Genomic DNA, 22571 nt, shown 5'->3' on the forward strand with positions numbered 1-22571 from the left:
GATAATCTTATCCCTCCGTTAGCCTTTTGACTCCCTTACTTTGGATAAATTGGGGCTTACAATGAGGATGTAGCAAAACCATTCATATGGGAGGGTCTTACGAGTGAAAAAGAAGTTGATTACAGTCCTGACGACAGTCACGATGCTGTCGGCGATTTTGTCCGCGTGCGGAGGCAATAAGAACGAGGCGGCTCCGTCCACGAGCCCAAGCCCGAGCCCAAGCGAAAGCAGCAGCCCGAGCCCGAGCGATACGCCGTCTTCACCGGCGGCCGTCGAAAGATTCGACGTATCCCTGCGCCACATTCAGGTTGGGGAACTGCAAAGATTTCGGAAAGCGATCCTAGACGAAGTTGTTAAGAAATCCGAGGCGGAAGTGCCAGGCGCCAAATTCGAAATGGATGCCATAGAAGACAGCTTTAACCGCTGGACGAAGCTGCCGGCCGAGATGGCTGCAGGCAACCCGCCGAAAATCTTCGACTTGTTCGGAGGACCTGCGGAAGGTCAAAAGTACGCTCGCGCGAACAAGTTGCTTGATCTAACTCCGATTCTCGACGAGCTGGGTATTAAAGACAAATTCACTGATTACTCCACGTTTGTCGTAGACGGCAAAGTATACGGCTTGCCGATCGGCGCCGGCTCCGAAGGCTGGTTCTACAACTCCGACATTCTGAAAGCCAACAACATCGAAGTTCCGAAAACGCTCGACGAGCTCGAAGCTGCATTCGAGACGCTGAAGGGCAAAGGCATTACTCCGATCGCGATGGGTTCTCAAGCGGCATGGGTGCCGTTCATGCTCATCAACACGTTGATCTCCCGTTATGCGGGACCTGACATTCAAGCAGGGGTAGCCGACGGATCCCGTAAAATGACGGAGCCGGAAGTCGTGGCTGCGTTCGCGAAATACGGGGAATGGGTTAAGAAGGGCTACTTCACAAAAGGCGAGCTCGGTATCGATTACACTGGCCAAACAAACGAATTCATCGCCGGCAAGGCTGGATTCCTTTTTGACGGCACGTGGAGAATCTCAACGTTTAACGAAGACGGAACAGGCAAGGCGCTGCACGGCAAAGTCGGTTACTTCGCAATGCCGGCTGTATCAGGCGGCAAAGGCGACCAAACGGCCGTCAACTACAACCAAAACAATGGCTACGGCTTCTCGTCCGACGTAAACGACAACGAGAAAGCAGCTATCAAAGCGTTCATCAAAAATCTTTACTCGGAAGAATATCAAGCCCGTGGCTTTAAGGAAGACGGCGTACTGCCTTCGATGAAGGTTGATCCGGCGAAGCTAACTTCGGATAACCCGATCATGAGCGAAGTGCTCGCCAGCAACGCTGCGGCGGGAACGGTATTCCCACATTTCGACTCGCTCGTGCCAGGTCCGGTAAACGGCGAATTCGAAAAGCAAATCCAAAACCTGATCGCAGGCAAAGCGTCTCCGGAAAAAGCGGCAGACGAAATTCAAAAAGTGATGGATTCGGAGCTGGCAGCTCTTAAGTAGTCCAAGAATAGCAAGACGACAAGGTACCGCCCGCCCGTGTGGGCGGTACCTCTTTCGTCGCCTGGGGTGGGGGAACCATGAACAAAACATTGCGCAATCCATACGTATACCTGCTCTTCGTACTGCCGACCATCGGACTGTACTTCTTGTTTTTCATCTATCCGGTGCTTCAGTCGGTTTTCTACGGTCTAACGGATTGGGATGGGCTTACGCCCGCTAAGTATATCGGTTTAGGAAATTTCGAAAAAGCATTCAAGGACGACGATTTCTGGATATCCGTCAAGAACAATATGTATTTCATTCTGTTCTCGGTATTCGTGCAGGTTCCACTAATTATTTGCTTCTCACTGCTCATTAGCGGAGTGAAAAGGTTTCAGGGATTTTACAAAACGACGGTGTTCTTGCCATCGATTTTGTCGACGTCGATTATCGGAATTTTGTGGCAGTTCATGTATCACCCGAGCATTGGCTTGTTCAATAAATTCCTGGGCTGGTTCGGCGTAGAGCCGATCTATTGGCTGGCCGATCCCAAATGGGCGATGCTGTCCATATTGATCACCAATGCATGGCAATGGATGGGGTTCTACATTGTGCTCGTGCTTGCGGCCATTTTGGCCATTCCGAAAGAAATCAACGAAGCGGCGGAGATCGACGGGGCGACCGGCTTCCAGCGAGCATATCGCATCACGACGCCGCTCATTATGCCCATCATATCAGTTGTTATCATGCTTTCCATCGCCGGAGCGATGCGCGTCGTCGACATCGTCCTCGTCATGACAAAGGGCGGACCGGCGGGCGCAACGGAAGTCATGGCTTCTTATATGGTGAATAAAGCGATCAAGTACGGTCAATACGGCTACGGAACGGCACTTTCGATTATGATCTTTGCCATCGCCCTGCTCTTGACGGCGCTTTACCAAATCGCATTTGCCAGAAGGCAGGAAAGGGTCGAGTACTAATGCGTAAAGTCTTCCAAAAGAGCCTGCCTCATCTGCTGCTGCTTGTTTATGTCGTCGTCATATTATTTCCGCTCGTTTTCGTTTTGTTGTCTTCTTTCAAGACATCGAACGATCAGATCGTAACCGCTCCATTCGGGCTGCCTAGCAAGCCGACGCTCGAAAATTACTCGAAAGCATGGACCCAAGCCAAGATCAGCCGATATTTTTTTAACAGCGCCTATTTGTCCGTGACCGCGGCCGTATCAGCGATCTTGTTGGCGGCGGCGACCGCTTACGCGATCGCCCGCATGAGAATGGCCAGAGCCAGCAAAATCATCTATCAATTCATTCTGCTTGGCATGCTGATCCCGGGCAACGTCCTATTTATCGCCCAATATATTCTCGTGCAGAAACTCGGCATTCTCGGCACTCACTGGGCTTTGTATTTGCCTTATACGGCGGGGGCCTTGCCGTTCAGCGTTCTGCTGATTGTCGCCTTCATGAAAGCTATTCCTTCGGAAATGGAGGAAGCGGCCATCGTCGACGGTTTGGGCGTAATCGGTTCGTTCTTCCGTATTATTCTTCCGCTTACGCTCCCGGCGCTCGTCACCGTCTTTATCATTAACCTGCTGGGGAACTGGAACGAATATTTGCTTGCCAATTTCTTCATCAGCAAAGACACTCTACGCACGTTGCCTACCGGAATGGTCGGCTTCCGCGACGCTTTCCAGACCAGTTATCCGCTCGTATTTACGGGTATCGTCATCAGCGTATTGCCGATTCTGATCATCTACGCTTTCCTGCAAAAAACGATTATCGAAGGCCTGACCGCCGGAAGCGTCAAAGGTTAATCTAACGAAGAAAAGCGCAATTCCCAAGAATGGGATTTGCGCTTTTCTTCGTTTAAAACCTATGATAAAGGGAGGGAAGACAGAGGGAGGCCATCCAATGAACGTAAACTCGTTTCCGCCGGTAATTGACGCCCGCTCCCGGATTCTGATCCTGGGCAGCATGCCGGGCGTCGCTTCACTTAAGGCGCATAGATATTATTGGAACCACCGCAACTACATGTGGCGCATCCTATACCGGTTGTTTGGCGACGGAAGAGAACCGGACGAGGAATATGATAGCCGAATCACGTTCGCGTTGAGTAACGGAATCGCGTTATGGGACGTGATCGCAAGCTGCGATAGGAAGGGAAGCTTGGACAGCGAGATCAAGCAAGCGATCCCCAACGATATTCCGGGACTGCTCGAGCGTTATCCGAACGTGAAAAAAATCGCGTGCAACGGTACGAAGTCTTTTGCGGAGCTGAACAAACATTACGGAGAACATCCGGAGGTAGTTCTAAGAACGCCGATACGTTTGCCGTCGACAAGCCCGATCCCGACTCGGGACTATCGCGGCCTTGAGGATAGGCTGGAAGCGTGGAAACGGATCAAAGAAACATAAAAGGCAGCCGGTAAGAGGGATCTTCCTCTTGACCGGCTGCCTTCTCGTATCGGACGTTTTACTTCGTCAATTGCTCCATTTGCTCCAGCAAACTTTCGAACACGCTCATCGCCTGACGAATCGGCTCTGGAGACGACATGTCGACGCCGGCTTTCTTGAGGATGTTGATGGAATAGTCTTTACCCCCGCTCTTCAAGAAGCCGAGATAGCGTTCGACGGCAGGCTGGCCTTCGTCGAGAATCTGCTTCGCGAAGCTTGTTGCCGCCGAGAAGCCCGTCGCGTACTTGAAGACGTAGAAGCTCGTATAGAAATGGGGAATGCGGGCCCATTCCATCTCGATGTCTTTGTCTACGACCATGCCTTTGCCATAATATTTCTCGTTGAGATCGTAATAGATGGAGCTGAACTCCTGCGGCGTCAGAGCTTCGCCTTTCTCTGCTCTCTCGTGAACGATCTTCTCGAACTCCGCGAACATCGTCTGACGGAACACCGTCGTCCGGAACTGATCTGCATAATAGGTCAGTAGATACATTTTCTCCTTCGGATCGGTCGACTTCTCAAGCAAATAGTTCATCAGCAAAGCTTCGTTCAGCGTAGAAGCGACTTCCGCGAGGAAAATCGTATACTGCGCGTCGCGGTACTCGTTGTTGTCGTCCGAGTAATAAGAATGCAGGGCGTGGCCCATCTCGTGAGTTAACGTAAACATGCTGTTCAGGTTATCATTATGGTTCAGCAACACGTAAGGATGCGTGCCGTAAGCGCCCCAACTGTACGCGCCGCTGCGTTTGCCCTCGTTCTCATAAATGTCGATCCATCCGCCGTCGAAACCTTCCTGCAGAACTTTACGGTATTCGTCGCCAAGTGGGGAGAGACTGTCGTAGACGGTTTTTTTGGCTTCTTCATACGTAATGTCCATGTCGAACTCATCGACGAGAGGCGCGAACAAATCGTACATATGTAACTCGTCCAGCTTCAGCAGCTTTTTGCGCAATTCCATGTATCGATGCATTAAAGGCAAGAACTCGTGAATCGTCCCAATCAAGTTATCGTATACGGACTGAGGGATGTTATCGCCGAACAGCGACATTTCCAGAGCGGAAGGATAACGACGGGCTTTGGCGTAAAAAAGGTTTTTCGTCACGTTGGCGTTAAGGGTCGCGGCGATCGTATTGCGCCACTTGCCGTACGTCTCGTACATCGCTTTGAACGCATCGCGGCGGACATCCCGGTTTTTGCTTTCGAGAAACTGTATGTATCTGCCATGCGTCAATTCGACTTCTTCGCCTTGTTCGTTTTTGACTTTCGGAAATTTGAGATCCGCATTGTTCAGCATGCCGAAGATCGTTCCGGGAGCCTGGGATACGTTGCCGACTTGCGCGAGCAAAGCTTCTTCGCTTTTGGACAACGTATGCGGCTTCTGGCGGAGCATCTCTTCCAGTGTGCGCTTGTACTTGGAGAGGGAGGGATCCGCGATCAATCCGGTAAGTTGCTCCTCGGACAAGCTAAGAATTTCCGGCGTGATAAAAGAAGTTGCTTCTCCGACTTCCACGCCAAGCTTCTTGGATTTGTCGGACAGAGCCTGATATTTCGCTTCGGCCATATCCTCGTGGTGGCGCATGTTGGCATAGACGTAAAGACGCTCGGTCAGTAAAGAGATTTCGTCGTCCAGGGCAAAGCATCCTGCGATGGAGGAGGCGTTGTCAAGCTTCCCCTGATAACCGGAGATTTCGCCGAGTTTTTTCCTGACTTGGGCGAATTCGGCGTCCCAAGCGGATTGGTTCGGGTACAGATCCTCCAGCTTCCAGCGGTGATCTTTCGAAACTTCTGATCGTTTGAGGACTTGATTCATAGGCTTATACAACCTCCTGGGTATCGTATCGTAGACATATTTCGGTACTGCGACGAAGCGCGGCAAGATCGGCTTCGCGGAGACTGGAACGGCGACCGCGGTAGAGCACAGAAGGGAAATCGCCGCCAGAGAGGCGGTTAAGGGAATGGCCAATTTGATCATCTAGCGCCTCCGGCAATGGAATAAGTTGCCGGATTAGTATGTCCTCGACCGCGTCGATTATCAATTGCGCGTAAGTCAGGAGCCGATACTAAAGAAGCTGTAAACGATTAAGAAAAAGGCGAACAATACGAGAAAAATCGATAGAATGGCCATCGGACGGCGCAACGGATTGGGAATCCGCTCTCTCATCAGGATCAATACGATGGCGAGGCCGAACGAGGCGATAATAAAAATCAGGTTTTCGTTATTCATGAATGACGGTCTCCTCCAGTTCCGGCCTCATATGCTCTTTAGTGTTTCCAGCGTTTGACGAAGCCCTTCTTCCCCATTCGGGAAATCTTCTGGCGCAAACCTCTGTTCGGCCCAATGGATCATTTCCGGGCGACTGAGGAACTTGTGGCACGTTTCCCCCCATTGGTCGGAAATTTCCCGGACGACGAGCGTTTTCCCTTGAACTTCTACAGTCAGCATATTGTAGTTGTCATGTTTGTAGACGGTATGTTTGGCGAACATTTTATCTCCTGGTCTAGGGCATCGGAAATGCCGTTTTTCTCATCATAGAAGAGATGAAGAGAGAAATCAATGTAACGTTGGAAAAATAAGGTTGACAGAGGCGACTGACTGTGGGATTCTACTAAACAATCCCTCCAAGATGAGGGGGGAGATCGCCAATGAGCCGAGCCGAGATGAGTTAGAAGAGCCGAGAGGAGACGAGGAAAAATGGAAAACAAATTTGTTGCGCCCGCTTATCCGCAGACGGGGGTGGCGTCGACTTGTCGATCGTTCGACGAATACCGCGCCATGTTCCGGTTAGAGGATGAGATCTTGCGGAGAGGGCCGGTGCTGGATGTCGCTGGAGGTGCATCGTCGTTTACGGCGCAGCTTGACGCGATGGGTATCCCGGCAGTCGCCGTGGATCCATTCTACGATGGTTTGTCCGAACAGGTCATCGCCGACGGATATAAGGAAATCGAAGTCTCATCCGCCAAAATCGCGGCAATGGCGAACAGCTACGACTGGAGCTTCTACGGGTCGCCCGAGAATCACCGGCGGATCAGAGAAAGTTCGATGGATTTATTCGCCGAACACTTCCGTAATGAGACAACGAGGTCCAGATACTATGCGGCTTCGCTTCCAAATCTTCCGTTCGAGGACGATACTTTCCAATTGGCGGTATGCAGCCATTTTCTGTTCTTATACTCAGATGCCTTCGACAAACGTTTTCATGCCGCCGCGATCGCTGAATTGCTTCGCGTTTTGCGACCGGGTGGAGAACTCCGTATATATCCCTTGATTACCTTGAAATGGGAAGAACCATCATTCCTTAACGAGCTTTTGGAGGAGCTAAAAGGGGTCGCCCAGGTGGAATTTCTGACCTCGTATTTACCGTTCACTCCGGCCAAAAGTCCCTTGTTACGCCTGGAAAAATCGATCTAATGGGTATATCAGGATATCTTGCAAAAATGGGTTAAATCGGTTATACTCATCGTATTCGCTGACTAACAGCGAGATTTTAGGAGGTTTTTCATTTGAGAGGAATAGTTAAATGGTTTAACGCAGAAAAAGGATACGGCTTCGTCTCCATCGAGGACGGCAACGATGTATTCGTTCACTTCTCGGCAATCCAAGGCGATGGCTTCAAAACTTTGGAAGAAGGTCAAGAAGTCGAATTCGAAATTACGCAAGGAAATCGCGGTCCTCAAGCTTCCAACGTGGTGAAACTGTAAGTCGCGCGAAGCGTAGACTTATTATCATATCACGAACTAGCAGCAAAACCCCTGGCCTTATGCCGGGGGTTTTGCTGTCTCTCCCTTTGACCATGCCCTTGACATAGTGTTACACTATTTCTGGAACAATCAGAAGTTTTTACTTGTTTTATCGATTCTAACGTCTTTCGGGGGTAACAAGGTTATGCCAAAATTCAAGCTTTTTGCGGATCGCAAAGGCAAAGCAGACCAAGCCAAGAACAATCGTTTCGTTAAGCTGGCACGCGAGATTTACGTGCAGGCTCGCAGGGGAGGGCCAAGTCCGGAGTCTAACTATGGTCTCAAGGCGGCCATCGCCAGCGCCCGCGCGATCCAGATGCCGGCAGACAATATTGAAAGAGCGATTAAGAAGGCGGCCGGCGGAGCCGACGGCGTTGATTACGAAGATGTTCTCTACGAAGGGTATGGGCCGGGAGGAGTCGCGATCATGGTGAAATGCCTGACGGACAACCGCAACCGCACCGCCGCCGACGTACGTTCGATCTTCGGCAAGCGCGGGGGTAATCTCGGGGAGTCGGGCTGCGTTTCCTATATGTTCGATCAGAAGGGTTTGATCGTGATCGCGCGCACGGAAAATATGCAGGACGAAGACGGCTTTATGATGGAAGCGTTGGAAGCGGGAGCGGAAGATGTCGTTATCGAAGAAGAAAGCTTCGAAGTTCTGACCGCTCCGGAGGAGTTCGAAGCGGTGAAAGGCAAACTCGAAGCCGCAGGTTATGCTTTCGAAACGGCTAGCGTCCGCTGGCTGCCGCAAAACACGGTTTCGGTCGAAGGCGAGAACGCCGAGAAGCTGCTGAAGATGATGGATGCGTTCGAGGACAACGACGACGTGCAGGACGTCTACCATAACTTCGAGATCAGCGACGAGGAAATGCACCGTCTGGGTTAAAGTTACTTGCTAAACCGCACATCATATCGTCAAGAGGCCGAGAGGCCTCTTTTTGTCGTTGAACCGGAAATTTCTTTTCTATCTCTTGGCCTGCCATATTCGTTTAAGGAATAGATGGTCGAGCACCCGCTGATGATCAGCTTGATCAGGGCTCCCGCAGGGTCGTGCTCGTTGTTGTTGCGAAACCGGTATTCGTAATAATACTTCTCTCGCCGCCACTCGGGAATGCGGCCGTAATGCTTGCGGATGAAAGCTCTGGCTTTCTTCAGCAGGCTTATTCTGGCTTGTCTCACAATGTTGTGGGACTTGCCCAAACATGTGTTTGTATGTCAATAAAAATAGCAGTTTTTCCAAAAATATCTGATCGATTTGCGGCTAAATCTCCAATTTCGCAACCCTGAGTAAAGTGCATATACCGTTGTTCTTTGACCACTACAACTCGTTTTTCGCGGATTCCGAATGTTTTTCAAATGAAATATTTCCTTGGATATCGTTTCATAAGGAAATAGGAAGACCGATGAAAACGCAGGAGGTTCCCATTAACGTGTTGCATGTGTAGATAACTCAGGGTATAGAAAAGGGCGAAAGGCCAATTGAAAAATTTGTTATGATCTAGGAGGGAATAGCATGTGTAGATGACTCAGGGTAAAGAAAAGGGAGAAGAATCGATTGTAAATTCGGGTATGATCCAGTATGGGGTTACGTGTGTAGATGACTCAGGGTTAACGAAAGGGAGACATCGATGGAAGTGAATATTGAGGATGATCTTGGATGGACCGGATGTATGTAGATGACTCAGGAAAGGCGAAAATAAAGAACCCGCCAGTTCCAAAGGAACCGGCGGGTTCGGGCAAGATTAGGCGTCAGCAACGGCGGAGGCGGGCTCCAACATACGGACTTTGTCGATTGTGCCGCCCCCGAGACAGCGATCGCCGTCATAGAAGACGACGGCTTGTCCCGGAGTGATCGCTTTCTGGGCGGTGTCGAACTCGACGAGACCGGAGCCGTCCGGTTGAAGCGTCAACGTGACGCCTTGATCCGGCTGACGGTAACGGAATTTGGCGGTACAGCGGATCGGTCCGTTAGGCTTGTCAGGGCTGATCCAATTGACATCCGTTGCGGTCAAGCCGACGGAATACAGGCTGGCATGGGTTTCCCCTTGCACAACGTATAATGTGTTGCTCTCCAGGTCCTTACCGGAGACGAACCAAGGCTCGCCGTTGCCGGAGCCGCCGATTCCGAGGCCTTGGCGTTGGCCGAGCGTATAGTACATGAGACCGTCATGACGGCCTTTGATTTCGCCGGAGACAAGGTCGACCATATTGCCGGGCCTGGCGGGCAAGTATTGGCTGAGGAATTCTTTGAAGTTGCGTTCGCCGATAAAGCAGATACCGGTGCTGTCTTTTTTCTTTGCTGTAGCGAGGCCGGCTTCCTCGGCGATCTTGCGTACATCCGCTTTCTGCATATGGCCGATCGGGAACATGGCACGAGACAGTTGCGCTTGATTCAGCGCATGAAGGAAATACGTTTGATCCTTGTTCGTGTCCGCGCCGCGCAGCAATTCGTAATTGCCGTCTCGAAGCTCCACGCGGGCGTAGTGCCCGGTGGCAATGGCTTCGGCTCCAAGTTCCAGCGCTTTTTGCAGGAATTCCCCGAACTTGATCTCCCGATTGCACATGACGTCGGGGTTAGGCGTTCTACCCCGGCGGTATTCCTCGAGGAAATATTCGAATACTTTATCGTGATACTCTTGTTCGAAGTTGACGGTATAGTACGGGATTCCGATTTGGTTGCATACCCGACGCACGTCTTCGGCGTCTTCCTCAGCGGTGCATACACCGAATTCGTCGGTATCGTCCCAGTTTTTCATGAATACCCCGACGACGTCGAAACCTTGCTTTTTTAAGAGCAAAGCCGTCACCGAGGAATCCACTCCCCCGGACATGCCGACGACGACGCGGACTTTGGACGGGTCCGGAAACCGATCTTCGAACGAAAGCGCATTGGCGTCTAAATTGTTCATTCGTTCATCTCTCCTAGCTGCTGGCACTTTAAATAAATATTATTTTAGCATAAAGGACGAGATTTCTCACATCGGGGCAGCCCTTTCATGAATATGTCACGTTTTTTTTGCCCAAAAAGGGAGTAGTTGTGATAACATAGATTTAATATGGGGATACCCTCCATTTTAATGGTATGGATAAGTATCCAGGCAACTTATTCTATGCTAACGGCATGAAAGCAGGTGTTCTACTTGAAAATTTCAACAAAAGGCCGCTATGGCTTAACGATCATGATGGAACTTGCGGCCAAATTCGGCGAAGGGCCGATTTCATTAAAAAGCATCGCGGAGAAAAACGCTCTGTCCGAGCATTATTTGGAGCAGCTCATCGCTCCTCTTCGCAACGCGGGATTAGTCAAGAGCGTTCGGGGCGCATACGGTGGGTACATCCTGTCAAAGGATCCCGAGACGATATCGTCCGGCGACGTGATCCGGATTTTGGAAGGGCCGATCAGCCCTGTGGATTTTACGGAAGAAGACGATCCGGCGAAACGCGATCTGTGGCTGCGCATTCGCGACAGCATCGCCGAAGTTCTCGATTCGACTTCCCTTCAAGATCTGATTTCTTATAAGGGCGAAGACAAACTCGACAACTATATGTTTTACATTTAAAAGAAGGTGCAAGGCAATGAGCGTTATTTATTTCGACCACTCGGCTACGACGGCGATGAGCCCGGAAGCGATACAAGCTTATGTCGAGACTGCGTCTGCGGGCCCGAGCAATCCTTCGAGTCTCCATTCCGACGGCCGCGCCGCCAAAGATAGACTGTCGCGGGCGCGGGATGTATTCGCGGAGCTCTTAAACTGCTCTTCTTCGGAGATCGTCTTCACGGGCAGCGGCACGGAAAGCGACAACACGGCTTTGTTCGGCGCCGCGTACGCCCAGCGGAAGCGGGGGCGCACCGGAATCGTTACGACAGCAGTCGAACATCACGCTGTGCTCAATGCGTGCCGCAAGCTCGAAGATGAAGGTTTTACCCTCAAGGTGTTGCCCGTGGATGAATACGGGTGCGTTCGCCTCGAAGATGCGAAAGCCGCCATCGACGAATCGACGGCCGTCGTCAGCGTAATGGCGGGCAATAACGAAACCGGGACACTGCAACCGATCGCGGCAATTGGCGATTGGGCCCGCAAGCATAAGGCATGCATGCATGTCGACGCGGTGCAGGCTTTTGGATATCTTCCATTCGATCTGCAAAAGCTGCCGATCGATTTGTTAAGCTTATCCGCTCATAAAATTAACGGCCCGCAAGGAGTGGGTTTGCTCTATATTCGCAAAGGTACTCCGTTTCTACCCCGTCAATTCGGCGGCATGCAGGAACGCAGCCGCAGAGCCGGCACCGAGAACGTCGCCGGCATCTCGGCGTTCGCCCGTGCGGCGGAGATCGCATGCGGACAAGCCCAGATCAGGCGGGAACACGCGGAGAGCATCAGATCCGCCGTCCTGCAAGAGCTTACGGACCATATAGGTCCGGAACGATTTGTCGTGAACGGACATCCCAACGATCGACTTCCTCACGTTCTGAACGTCAGTTTTCCCGGCATTTCTTCCGAAAGCATGCTGATGAATCTCGATCTGGCCGGCGTAGCGGCATCCGGAGGTTCGGCATGCAATTCGGGCTCCCTAAAACCTTCCCACGTCTTATCGGCTATGAACATTTCTCCCGATAGAATCTCGTCAGCGGTACGATTTAGCTTCGGTTTGGGCAATACTAGAGAAGAAGCCGAAAAAATGGCGAAAATTATTGCAACTATATCAGCCCGTTATGCGTAATAATTAACAAGGCGCTGAAATGGTTAGGAGCCTTCGATGTTTCAAGTGGAGAGAATTCTTGGATTGCCCGTGCTGCGCGAGAGCGGCAAGGGTGTCGGGAAAGTGAAAGACGTTTGGTTTGATGAATTTTGGAGATTGGTTGGCTTTGTCTTGGACAAATACGACCGAGCCGGGTTCATCCGCAAGTTGTCTCGAATTGTCTACTTGGAAGATATCGTTCATTTAGGCGAAGATGCTTTGTTGATCCGCGGCGATACGGCAATCGCGTCGAAAGATGGCAACGAGTTGCTGCGCACGTACGATACGGGCATCGTCCGTCTGAAGGATATGCCGGTCTATACGATTGAAGGACAATATTTAGGCAAAATATCGGACGTTTATTTTAAGTCGTCCGAGGGTACACAGATAATAGGATACGAGTTGACGGACGGTTTTCTCGCAGACGTATTCGAGGGAAGGCGGAGACTGCTTCTGCCGGAAGCGCCCGAGAATATGACGTTGGGCGAGGATGCCATCCTGGTACCGGCTTCTTACGAGCGGATACTGACGAGAGACCATACGTGGAAAGTGACAGGTGAAGACGGATGATGAGATGTCCGAATTGCGGTTCCAAAGATATCGGAAAGATCGGTTCCCATCAATTTTATTGCTGGAGTTGCTTTATCGAATTGACGGTGAACGGCGAGAAAATGTCGGTGTATCAAGTCGAGGAAGACGGAACGCTCAGCTCGCTGGACGATTTGTTTTTCGACGAGCCGATGCCGGCCGAGATTCACGCAAACTAAAAAAGAACGAAATGCCATTAGAGAGCGCTTCGGACTCCGCGGGAGTCCGAAGCGCTTTTTTGCGTCCCTCCGGTTTACAGCAAAGGACAAGTACATATACTAAGGGAGAATTGCCGTTTGCGGGAAGCGGGAAGGGAGAAATGGGGAATGAACCGGTTTGCCCAAAGCCGATTGTTCAGTGCGCTTATCTATACGATACTCATTCTGATCGTGTTGTTCCTGTTAGTTCTCGTTCGGCCGATGCTGTTGTCCGTGTACGGTTTTCTGAAGGCTGTGCTGGCTCCTTTTCTCGTGGCCATGATTATCTCCTATGCGCTAAACCCGATCGTTAATCTGTTGCATGACCGCAAAGTGCCCCGCACGGCGGCAGTGCTGCTCATCTATGCCGTTTTTATTTCCGTATCCGTCGTTATTCTGATGAACGTCATTCCGATGTTCATGAAGCAAGCGGAGGAATTGAACGAGCATATTCCGGAACTGACGATACGGGCGCAAGGTTTGGTCGATCACTTCAACAATAACGACATGCTGCCCGAAACGGTCAGAGACGGCATCAATCGCTCGATCAGCACGATGGAGAAGCAAATCGAGCAGCGGATCGCCGATTTCCTGAACAATATCGGAGCCGTCGTCAACGTGTTGTTCATCGCGATGATCGTACCTTTCCTAGCTTTCTATATGATGAAGGATCTCGACGTGTTCGAACGAGCCGCGCTTCAATACGTGCCCCGAGCGAGGCGCAAACACGCAGTCAGGCTGCTCAAAGACATCGACTCGGCGCTCGGCAGCTATATTAGAGGGCAATTGATCGTTTCCCTGTGCGTAGGAGTACTCGCATATATCGGATATTTGATTATCGGGATGCCATATCCTTTGCTTATGGCAGGCTTTGTCTCCCTTTTCGATATTATTCCCTACCTGGGTCCGTTCTTCGGGGCGCTGCCGGCTCTCATCATGGCAGCGACGATCTCATGGAAAATGGTACTGATGGTCGTCATCGTGAACATGATCTGTCAAAACCTCGAAAGCAACGTGATCAGTCCTCAAGTCGTGGGCAAATCGATGAAAATGCATCCCCTCACGATCATACTCGTTCTCCTTGTCGGAGGAGAACTCGCGGGAATCGTCGGCATGATCCTGGCTGTTCCCCTCTACGCGGCGATGAAAGTAGTCGTCCAGCACGTCGCTGCCTACTATATCCACAGAAAAACCGTTTGACAGCTCTGAAATCGGTTGTCTATAATCTATGTAATATGGATATTTAAACACGTTGACGAAACATAAGTACCTCGAAGACCGCATGGCCAGAGAGAAGATTTCAAACCGGAAATTCCCTTTATTGAGGTTAGACGGTTTGGCTGGGAGAATCTTCGTTGCGAAGAGCGGGGGAAGCTCGTTTCGGAGTGCGGATCGAAGTCCGCCGGCCAGGGCCGTTATCCCGTCAAGAGGAGATCGCGTCTTACGCATGCGATAACCAGGGTGGTACCGCGAAGATTTTCGTCCCTGATTATGGGGGCGTTTTTTTTATTTTCGAAAGAAGTCAAGGAGGATTCCCTTAATGAAACCGATGAAAGCAGCAGAAATCCGCAGCAAATGGTTAGCGTTTTTCGAAAGCAAAGGCCACAAAATCGAACCGAGCTCTCCGCTCGTTCCCCATAACGATCCTTCCTTGTTGTGGATCAACGCCGGTATGGCCCCGCTTAAGGCGTATTTCGACGGCCGGGTCAAGCCGGAAAACCCGCGGATAGCCAATTCGCAAAAGTGCATCCGTACGAACGATATCGAGAATGTAGGCAAAACTCGCCGGCACCATACGTTTTTCGAAATGCTCGGCAATTTCTCAATCGGCGACTATTTTAAAGAAGAAGTGATTACGTGGGCTTGGGAATTCCTGACCAGTCCGGAGTGGATCGGCTTCGATCCCGAGCGTCTCTCTGTTACTGTATATCCGGAAGACGAGGAAGCTTATCGCTACTGGAATGAGAAAATCGGGCTTCCACCGGAGCGGATCGTTAAACTGGAGGACAACTTCTGGGACATCGGCGAAGGACCTTGCGGGCCGTGCACGGAAATTTTCTACGACCGCGGCGACAAGTATGGGGATCTGTCCGATCCCGAGTGCACGCCTGGCGGTGAAAACGAGCGGTTCCTCGAGGTATGGAACCTCGTGTTCTCGCAATTCAATCATAACAAGGATGGCAGCTATACGCCGCTTCCTAATAAAAACATCGATACGGGCGCAGGGCTCGAACGTTTCGCTTCCATTCTGCAGGACGTGGATTCGAACTTCGATACCGACTTGTTCATACCGATGATCGAACGCACTTGCGAGATCGCCGGCGTAAAGTACAAAGAAAACGAAGAAAACGACGTCGCATTGAAGGTGATCGCGGACCATATTCGCACGGTAGCATTTTCCGTAGGAGACGGCGTACTTCCGTCTAACGAAGGCCGCGGATACGTCATTCGCCGTCTGCTTCGCCGCGCGGTGCGTTACGGCAAAGTGCTTGGCATTGACCGTCCGTTCCTATGGGAGCTTACGCCGACTGTCGGCGAGATCATGGGCGTTTATTATCCGGAAGTGCTCGAGAAGCGCGAGTTTATCGAAAAAGTCATTCGCACGGAAGAAGAGCGTTTCCATGAGACACTGTCCGATGGACTGGCGATCTTGTCGGAGCTGTGCACGAAGGCGCGCGCGGAAGGCCGTACGGTCATCTCTGGTCCGGATGCGTTTAAGCTGTACGATACGTACGGCTTCCCGCTTGACCTGACGGAAGATTACGCGACGGAACAAGGCATGGCGGTCGACCGCGACGGATTTGATGCGTCGATGCAGGAACAGCGGGACCGCGCGCGGGCAGCCCGTCAAGAGACGGACAGCATGAAGGTGCAAGGCGGACCTCTTGCAGACTATACGGAGAAGAGCGAATTTATCGGCTACGACGCTCTTACTGCCGAAGCTCGCGTTCAAGCGATTGTTGTCGATAACGAGTTCGTCGACGTCGCCGGTGTGGACCAGAAGGCGCTTGTCGTGCTCGATCGCACTCCGTTCTATGCGGAGAGCGGCGGTCAAGTCAGCGACCGCGGGGTACTGTTCGGAAGCGAAGTCAACGCTGAAGTCATCGGCTTGAGCAAAGCGCCGCACGGTCAATCGGTTCACCAGGTGGTCGTGACCTCTGGATTCCTGAAAGTCGGTGATACGGTAACAGCGTCCGTCAACGCTTCCGACCGCGGAGACATCGTGCGCAACCATACGGCGACGCACTTGCTGCATAGAGCATTAAAAGATGTGCTCGGCGAGCATGTCAACCAAGCGGGCTCGCTCGTCGAGCCGGAGCGCCTGCGCTTTGACTTCTCGCACTTCGGCGCGATTACGCCTGAAGAACTGGCCGAAGTCGAGCGCCGCGTGAATGAGCAAATCTGGATCGGCACCGAACTGGACATCAGCTTGAAGCCGATCGCCGAAGCGAAGGCGATGGGCGCGATGGCTTTGTTCGGCGAGAAATACGGCGATGTCGTTCGCGTCGTCAAGGTCGGCGATTACAGCTTGGAGCTGTGCGGCGGCTGCCACGTTCGCAATACGTCGCAGATCGGTTTGTTCAAGCTCGTCAGCGAAGGCGGCATCGGCTCCGGGGTACGCCGCATCGAAGCGGTAACGGGACGTCATGCGTACTCCTTCCTGGACGATCAATTGAACATTCTCAAAGGCGCAGCGGCGCTGCTGAAATGCAACGTCGGCGACGTGCCGAAGCGGATCGAAGCCGTGCAAGGCGAAGCGCGTCAGTTGCAGCGCGACAACGAATCGCTGCAAGGCAAGCTTAGCCGCCTTGAAGCGGCCGAGCTCGTCTCCGCCGCGAAGCAGGTCGGCGGAGTGACGTTGCTCGCCGCGCAAGTGAACGCGGGCGGCATGGACGCTCTTCGCGGCGTGGCCGACGAGTTGAAGCTGAAGCTCGGCTCGGCTGTGCTCGTGCTCGGTTCCGCTGCGGACGACAAGGTGAACTTTGTCGTTGCCGTAACGCCGGATCTGGTCAAGCAAGGCTTGCACGCCGGCAAGTTGATCAAAGACGTTGCCGCCATCTGTGGCGGAGGCGGAGGCGGAAAACCGGAACTGGCGCAAGCCGGCGGCAAGGACCCTTCGAAGCTGTCCGAGGCGCTAGCTGCGGCAGAACGTTTCGTATCGGCTCAAATTTCCTAAGGCATGAATTTCCTGTCCAACGGAGATTGTGTTATGATGAAGATAAGATATTAACAGCTTGTCACTGAAAGCGAGGTGCTGGAGATGAGCACGTCGGACAAAAACCACTTCGACCAAACGGTCAAATTCGATGTCGTGGCGGATCCCCGCGAGGTGTCGTCCCGAGACATTTTGTTTACGGTTCATGACGCCTTGGTGGAGAAGGAATACAACCCGATCAATCAGATCGTCGGTTATCTGCTTTCCGGAGATCCCGCATTTATTCCGCGTCACAACAACGCGAGAAGCTTGATTCGCAAGAAAGAACGCGACGAACTAATCGAAGAACTCGTTCGCTTCTATCTTCAGCAGAACCGTTAACGATGAGGACAATGGGACTGGATTATGGGGAGAGAAGGATCGGCGTCGCGATGAGCGATTTGTTCGGTTGGACAGCGCAAGGTCTGGAAGTGATCGACCGCAAAGTGGTCACCGATCCGATGGCGCGAATCGCCGAGCTGATCAAGGAGTATGAGGTCGGCGCCATCGTCGTCGGTCTGCCAAAGAACATGAACGGCACGATCGGACCGAGTGGGGAAAATTGCATCACATTCGCGGAAAGCATAAAGCAGACACTAGATTTACCTGTACGCCTGTGGGATGAAAGGCTGACAACGGTATCGGCGGAGCGGACGCTGCTCGAAGCGGATGTCAGCCGAAACAAACGCAAACAAGTCATAGACAAGATGGCGGCGGCGATATTGCTGCAGAGTTATCTTGATTCGGTAGTGAAATGAGGGAACGTCCATGGCGGATTTAATCCATAACGAAGAAGAAGAAGCGGAGATCATTTATATTACGGACGACGAAGGCAACGATGAGCCGTTCGAAGTCATCATGCGTTTCGAGCTTGACGACGGAACGGGCCGGAAATATTTAATGGTCGTTCCGGCGGAAGATGAAGAAGAAGAGCAGGAAGTATTCGCTTTCCGTTACGATGAAGAGAACGAAGAAATCAAGCTGTATCCGATCGAGGATCCGGCCGAATGGGACATGGTCGAGGAGACGTTTAACACCTTGATTGGCGAGTTCGGCGAAGCTGAAGACCAATAAAGAAGTATCGCCGTCAGGCCGAAAGACCGGGAGGATAGATTAATGGCGGACAACAATCAAGACCGCAATAAGCTCTCCGCCCTGCAGCAACGCTACGGGGACAGCGTAGAACTGCTTGCCGAGGATGGTTCTTCCGTGGAATATCGGATACTCGCCGAGCTGTCCGTGGATGGACGCCGCTACGCGGTGCTTCAGGCGGAAGCCATGAAGCAGGAAGACGAGATCGAGCCTTTTAGAATCGTCGAGGATTCGGACGGCGAACTTCAGCTTGAATCGGTAACGGATGAGGACGAGTGGGAAAACGTTGCCGAAGCTTACGACGATTTGCAGTTCGGCAGCGAGGATCAACCATGAGAAAGTTCGAGACCCCACTTTGTGGGGTCATTTTACGATGAAATGTCAGGATTTGCTGGAGGGGAAAAGCAGTGAATAGAGATGATGAATCGGCATCGGGATGGAGATCCATATACGGCGACAAAGTTCCGGACGATTCCAAGAAATCGGCTGAGAATAAAGAGACGGCGGCGGCTTTAGAGACGAACCGGTTTTCTTCGCTGTCCAGATCTTCTTCGATGCGTTCCGAATCCCCGCGCCGGGAGCCGTCGCCCGAACGGCCTTCCGGTTCGGAACCGGAAGCCCGGACGACGTCGGTTCCGGCGGTTCGCAGGCGTAAACCCAAAGTGATGCTATGGTCATTCCTTATTGCGCTCGGTTTGGTGCTGGCAATGGCGGGAAGCGTTTTGTTTTATCTGTGGAACGGCTTAAGGCCGACTGCCGCTTCTTCGAAGACGGTAATGATTACGATCAGCTCGGGCATGCGCGCTCAGAAGGTAGCCGAGATGCTCGAAGAAAACGGACTTATTCGCAATGCGTCTCTTTTTAACGGTTGGTTGAAGCTTCAAGGCGAAGGGTCTCGATTTCAAGCGGGTGAATACGAATTGACGCCGGGTATGACCCGCGATCAAATCGTTGCCAAGCTGAACAAAGGGGATATCGTGGCGGCGAGTACGATCAAGTTTACGATTCCCGAAGGTTTTACGGTTCAGCAGATTGCGGATCGGCTCGCGGAGAAGGCGGGAATCGACAAAGCCAAGTTCCTCGAAATCGCGGGCAAGCCCGAAGAGTGGACGGGATCCATATGGACCAAAACGCTGCCAACCGACAAAAATTTGAGATATCCGTTGGAAGGTTATTTGTTCCCCGATACGTACGAGATGAAAGCGGGATCGACGGAGTCCGAGATTATCAACCGCATGCTGGCCGAGCTTGACCGCAAGCTTGATCAACTGCCCGAGGATTGGCTCGGGACACTTGAAGAACGCGGGCTTACCGTTCATCAATTGTTGACGGTCGCTTCCTTAGTGGAACGGGAAGTCGTCATTGACGAAGAGCGACCGATCGTCTCCAGCGTCATCGAAAACCGGCTCAAGAAAAAAATGCCGCTGCAGATCGATGCCACGATCCAATACTCGCTCGATAAGCCGAAGGAACGGCTGCTCGAGGCAGATCTTAAAGTCAAGAGCCCGTACAACACGTATTTGAATGCGGGACTTCCTCCGGGGCCGATCGCTAACCCAAGTCTCAAATCGATCGAGGCGGCCTTGTATCCAGAGCAAACGGATTACTTTTATTACGTTACGAAGAAAGACGGGACGAATTCCCATCTCTTCGCGGAAACGTTTAAGCAGCACCAGAAAAACATTAAGCTAAGCGAGAAGAACGAGAAGAAATAATACGTTTCGTGAGCGATTGCTCGTCGACCCGGCAAGCTGTCCGAATCCCTTTCGCGGGGACGGATGAAGCTGGCCGGGTCGAAGAATTTCCCGGAGGTGTATCCCCATTACGACAGCTATTCCCGAATTGCAAATATCCGCCGGCTCCGTCGGACAAATAGAGCGCTATGTTCGCGCTGGCGCATCCGCAGTGATCGTTGGCGAATCCCGGTTTGGCATGAGACAGCCGGGAGACATTGCGGCAGATGATTTAAAGGCGGCCGTTGCGGCCGCTCACGGCTTGGGCGCGAAAATTTACGTCAACGCGAATAAACTGTTCCGCAACAGCGAAATCGATCTTCTTCCCGATTATTTGCGTACCGTTCAGGAGGCCGGGGCGGACGCTCTCGTGTTCGGCGATCCCGCTATACTGCTCAATGCCCGGCAACACGCGCAAGGGCTGCCTCTGTTCTGGAATGCGGAGATGACGGGAACGAATTCGTCTTCCGCCTCTTTTTGGGGACGGCGTGGCGCATCCCGGGCGGTGATCGCCAGGGAATTGAACGAAGAAGAAATCGCCGATCTGAAGAGCAAGGCCGGGATGGAAGTCCAAGTTCAAGTTCACGGCATGACGAATATTTACCACTCCCATCGCAATTTGCTGCAAAGCTACCTCGAGCATCTCGGGCGTGAGGCGACGTTGATTCGCAAAGGCGCGGATAACGGGCTGTTCCTCGTCGAGGCGGAGCGTCCGGACGAGAAATTCCCCGTCTATGAGGACGATTACGGAACTCACGTTATGAGCCCGGACGATATTTGCCTTCTTGAGGCGCTGCCCGAGCTTATTCAGGCGGGAGTGGACAGTTTCTATGTCGAAGCGCTTCTGAAGTCGGACGAGTATAACGAAACCGTGCTTAGAAGCTATAGAAAAGCATTAGATCAATGGAAGAGCGGTCCGGACGAGTATTCGTTCGACGAACGATGGCTGGACGACATCCGGAAGGTGCAAAGTTCCGATCGCGAACTCGGGTTCGGCTTCCTGTACAAGGAACAGGTCTATTAACATATCGGGCAAGGAGGAAAATGGCATGAGCTCGACTAGTACGCAACATAAGCTCCGTTTCTCCGGCAAAAGGCATCGTTTGGCCAAGCCCGAACTGCTGGCGCCTGCGGGAAGCTTGGAAAAGCTGAAATTCGCCGTTCATTACGGCGCGGACGCCGTCTATATCGGCGGACAGAAATACGGGCTGAGGTCGAACGCGGACAACTTCACCTTCGAAGAGATGCGCGAAGGCGTCGAATTCGCGGCGAGATACGGAGCGAAAGTGTTCGTGGCGACGAATATATACGCCCATCAGGAAGATTTGGACGGCGTTGCCGAGTATTTGAAGCAATTGGAGGACGCCGGGATCGCCGCCATTATCGCAGCCGATCCCGCGATCGTAGAAACCGCTCAGAGAGTAGCGCCGAAGCTCGAAGTGCATCTGAGCACGCAGCAATCGACGATGAACTGGCAGGCGGTGCAATTCTGGAAGGAAGAAGGATTGCCGCGCGTCGTGTTGGCCAGGGAGACGACAATGGAGGAAATCGCGGAGATGAAAGCCCGCGTCGACGTCGAGCTCGAGGTGTTTATACACGGAGCGATGTGTTCGTCTGTGTCCGGACGCTGCGTATTATCCAACCATTTTACGGATCGCGATTCTAACAGGGGAGGCTGCTGCCAATCCTGCCGCTGGAAATACGATCTGCATGCCGACGAGCAATCGGTCATGGAGCCGGGGCAGAACCCGTTTACGATGGGCTCCAAGGATCTGTGCATGATTCGCCATATTCCGGATCTCGTCGATGCCGGGGTGGACAGCTTCAAGATCGAAGGAAGAATGAAGAGCATCCATTACGTCGCTTCCGTCGTGAACGTCTATAGGCAAGCGATCGATGCTTATATGGCCGATCCGGATCGATACGAGCTGCGCCCGGAGTGGATCGAAGATATCGGCAAAGCCGCGAACCGTCCTCTGAATACGGGATTCTTCTATACGACGCCGGGAGCGGAGGAACATATTTATGAGCCGGAAGAAAAACCTGCGCCGTACGATTTCGCCGCGGTCGTGACCGATTACGATGAATCGACAGGAATCGCCACCGTTCAGCAGCGCTCTCCTTTTCGCCCCGGCATGGAAGTGGAGTTTTTCGGTCCCGGCGGCAGGCAATTCGTCCAGACGCTGGGCGAAATGACGGACGAAGAAGGCAATCCGCTAACCGTCGCTCGCCATCCTTTGCAGAAAATTCGTCTGAAAACCGAGTTTCCTGTCGCGCCTCTCGATATTATGCGCAAAAGGTTGCATTAAAAAATTTTTATCTGAGCATAAAGAATTAGAGGAAATAGGTATAGAC

At 52.3% G+C, this 22571-nt stretch carries 25 protein-coding genes; 20 read left to right on the forward strand and 5 right to left on the reverse strand.

Annotated elements, in window-relative coordinates; translation table 11 throughout:
• Positions 1–103: 103 nt before the first annotated feature.
• The 4 genes from FPZ45_RS10455 (at position 104) to FPZ45_RS10470 (ending at position 3891) form a co-directional block, all read left to right on the forward strand.
• The gene (locus FPZ45_RS10455; protein ID WP_144701013.1) at positions 104–1501 is read left to right on the forward strand and encodes an extracellular solute-binding protein; all 1398 of its coding nucleotides are present in this window, start codon (positions 104–106) and stop codon (positions 1499–1501) included.
• Positions 1502–1578: 77 nt separating this feature from the next.
• Positions 1579–2460, forward strand: coding sequence for a carbohydrate ABC transporter permease (locus FPZ45_RS10460; RefSeq protein ID WP_144701015.1), 882 nt, complete (start codon positions 1579–1581; stop codon positions 2458–2460).
• The gene (locus tag FPZ45_RS10465; RefSeq protein WP_144701017.1) at positions 2460–3290 is read left to right on the forward strand and encodes a carbohydrate ABC transporter permease; all 831 of its coding nucleotides are present in this window, start codon (positions 2460–2462) and stop codon (positions 3288–3290) included. The genes FPZ45_RS10460 and FPZ45_RS10465 overlap by 1 nt, the downstream gene beginning before the upstream one ends.
• 97 nt (positions 3291–3387) lie before the next feature.
• Positions 3388–3891: a DNA-deoxyinosine glycosylase gene (locus FPZ45_RS10470; protein WP_144701019.1), complete on the forward strand. Its 504-nt coding sequence runs from the start codon at positions 3388–3390 to the stop codon at positions 3889–3891.
• Between the two features lie 58 nt (positions 3892–3949).
• Here the strand turns inward: FPZ45_RS10470 and pepF are convergent, their stop codons facing one another.
• The 3 genes from pepF to FPZ45_RS10480 form a co-directional block, all read right to left on the reverse strand.
• Complete coding sequence (pepF, locus tag FPZ45_RS10475) at positions 3950–5740, reverse strand: oligoendopeptidase F (RefSeq protein ID WP_144701569.1); 1791 nt, start codon at positions 5738–5740, stop codon at positions 3950–3952.
• Positions 5741–5977: 237 nt separating this feature from the next.
• Positions 5978–6154 (reverse strand): hypothetical protein, encoded by a 177-nt coding sequence (locus FPZ45_RS25310; protein ID WP_186438338.1) that lies wholly within the window; start codon positions 6152–6154, stop codon positions 5978–5980.
• Positions 6155–6181: 27 nt separating this feature from the next.
• Positions 6182–6415 carry a hypothetical protein gene (locus tag FPZ45_RS10480; protein WP_144701021.1) on the reverse strand — a complete coding sequence of 78 codons (234 nt, stop codon included), beginning with the start codon at positions 6413–6415 and terminating at the stop codon, positions 6182–6184.
• A 207-nt stretch (positions 6416–6622) separates the two neighbouring features.
• Here FPZ45_RS10480 and FPZ45_RS10485 point away from each other — a divergent pair, with 207 nt between their 5' ends.
• From FPZ45_RS10485 to FPZ45_RS10495, 3 genes are all read left to right on the forward strand, one after another.
• Entirely contained in the window at positions 6623–7339 is a 717-nt protein-coding gene (locus tag FPZ45_RS10485; protein WP_144701023.1) for a class I SAM-dependent methyltransferase, read from the forward strand.
• A gap of 92 nt (positions 7340–7431) precedes the next feature.
• The gene (locus tag FPZ45_RS10490) at positions 7432–7629 is read left to right on the forward strand and encodes a cold shock domain-containing protein (RefSeq protein ID WP_144701025.1); all 198 of its coding nucleotides are present in this window, start codon (positions 7432–7434) and stop codon (positions 7627–7629) included.
• A 184-nt stretch (positions 7630–7813) separates the two neighbouring features.
• Positions 7814–8557, forward strand: a complete 744-nt coding sequence (locus FPZ45_RS10495) for a YebC/PmpR family DNA-binding transcriptional regulator (RefSeq protein WP_144701027.1) — start codon at positions 7814–7816, stop codon at positions 8555–8557.
• 29 nt (positions 8558–8586) lie between these two features.
• On the opposite strand, the gene FPZ45_RS10500 is transcribed toward FPZ45_RS10495, so the two are convergent.
• On the reverse strand, positions 8587–8850 hold the full coding sequence (locus tag FPZ45_RS10500) for a hypothetical protein (RefSeq protein ID WP_144701030.1): 264 nt from the start codon (positions 8848–8850) through the stop codon (positions 8587–8589).
• A gap of 563 nt (positions 8851–9413) precedes the next feature.
• The gene (mnmA, locus tag FPZ45_RS10505) at positions 9414–10580 is read right to left on the reverse strand and encodes a tRNA 2-thiouridine(34) synthase MnmA (RefSeq protein WP_144701032.1); all 1167 of its coding nucleotides are present in this window, start codon (positions 10578–10580) and stop codon (positions 9414–9416) included.
• A gap of 231 nt (positions 10581–10811) precedes the next feature.
• Between mnmA and cymR the strand changes: the two genes are divergently transcribed.
• From cymR to FPZ45_RS10570, 13 genes are all read left to right on the forward strand, one after another.
• Positions 10812–11231, forward strand: coding sequence for a cysteine metabolism transcriptional regulator CymR (cymR, locus tag FPZ45_RS10510; RefSeq protein WP_144701034.1), 420 nt, complete (start codon positions 10812–10814; stop codon positions 11229–11231).
• Between the two features lie 16 nt (positions 11232–11247).
• A complete protein-coding gene (locus tag FPZ45_RS10515; protein ID WP_144701036.1) occupies positions 11248–12393 on the forward strand; it encodes a cysteine desulfurase family protein in 1146 nt (381 codons plus the stop codon).
• A gap of 36 nt (positions 12394–12429) precedes the next feature.
• On the forward strand, positions 12430–12981 hold the full coding sequence (locus tag FPZ45_RS10520; RefSeq protein WP_144701038.1) for a PRC-barrel domain-containing protein: 552 nt from the start codon (positions 12430–12432) through the stop codon (positions 12979–12981).
• Positions 12978–13178, forward strand: coding sequence for a DUF2797 domain-containing protein (locus FPZ45_RS10525; protein ID WP_144701040.1), 201 nt, complete (start codon positions 12978–12980; stop codon positions 13176–13178). The genes FPZ45_RS10520 and FPZ45_RS10525 overlap by 4 nt, the downstream gene beginning before the upstream one ends.
• Positions 13179–13325: 147 nt before the next feature.
• On the forward strand, positions 13326–14396 hold the full coding sequence (locus FPZ45_RS10530; protein ID WP_144701042.1) for an AI-2E family transporter: 1071 nt from the start codon (positions 13326–13328) through the stop codon (positions 14394–14396).
• 349 nt (positions 14397–14745) lie between these two features.
• A complete protein-coding gene (gene alaS / locus FPZ45_RS10535) occupies positions 14746–17373 on the forward strand; it encodes an alanine--tRNA ligase (protein ID WP_144701572.1) in 2628 nt (875 codons plus the stop codon).
• Positions 17374–17457: 84 nt separating this feature from the next.
• Positions 17458–17733, forward strand: a complete 276-nt coding sequence (locus tag FPZ45_RS10540) for an IreB family regulatory phosphoprotein (protein ID WP_144701044.1) — start codon at positions 17458–17460, stop codon at positions 17731–17733.
• 2 nt (positions 17734–17735) lie between these two features.
• Entirely contained in the window at positions 17736–18149 is a 414-nt protein-coding gene (ruvX, locus tag FPZ45_RS10545) for a Holliday junction resolvase RuvX (protein WP_144701046.1), read from the forward strand.
• A 10-nt stretch (positions 18150–18159) separates the two neighbouring features.
• Positions 18160–18465, forward strand: a complete 306-nt coding sequence (locus FPZ45_RS10550) for a DUF1292 domain-containing protein (RefSeq protein ID WP_144701048.1) — start codon at positions 18160–18162, stop codon at positions 18463–18465.
• A 42-nt stretch (positions 18466–18507) separates the two neighbouring features.
• Positions 18508–18819, forward strand: a complete 312-nt coding sequence (locus FPZ45_RS10555; RefSeq protein ID WP_144701050.1) for a DUF1292 domain-containing protein — start codon at positions 18508–18510, stop codon at positions 18817–18819.
• 71 nt (positions 18820–18890) lie between these two features.
• Positions 18891–20198, forward strand: a complete 1308-nt coding sequence (gene mltG / locus FPZ45_RS10560) for an endolytic transglycosylase MltG (RefSeq protein WP_246120407.1) — start codon at positions 18891–18893, stop codon at positions 20196–20198.
• Between the two features lie 190 nt (positions 20199–20388).
• Complete coding sequence (locus FPZ45_RS10565; RefSeq protein WP_246120408.1) at positions 20389–21240, forward strand: peptidase U32 family protein; 852 nt, start codon at positions 20389–20391, stop codon at positions 21238–21240.
• A gap of 25 nt (positions 21241–21265) precedes the next feature.
• Entirely contained in the window at positions 21266–22525 is a 1260-nt protein-coding gene (locus FPZ45_RS10570; RefSeq protein ID WP_144701054.1) for a peptidase U32 family protein, read from the forward strand.
• The last annotated feature ends 46 nt before the right edge of the window (positions 22526–22571 follow it).

It is taken from the genome of Cohnella terricola (genome assembly GCF_007786475.1).
Classification (GTDB): Bacteria; Bacillota; Bacilli; order Paenibacillales; family Paenibacillaceae; genus Cohnella; species Cohnella terricola.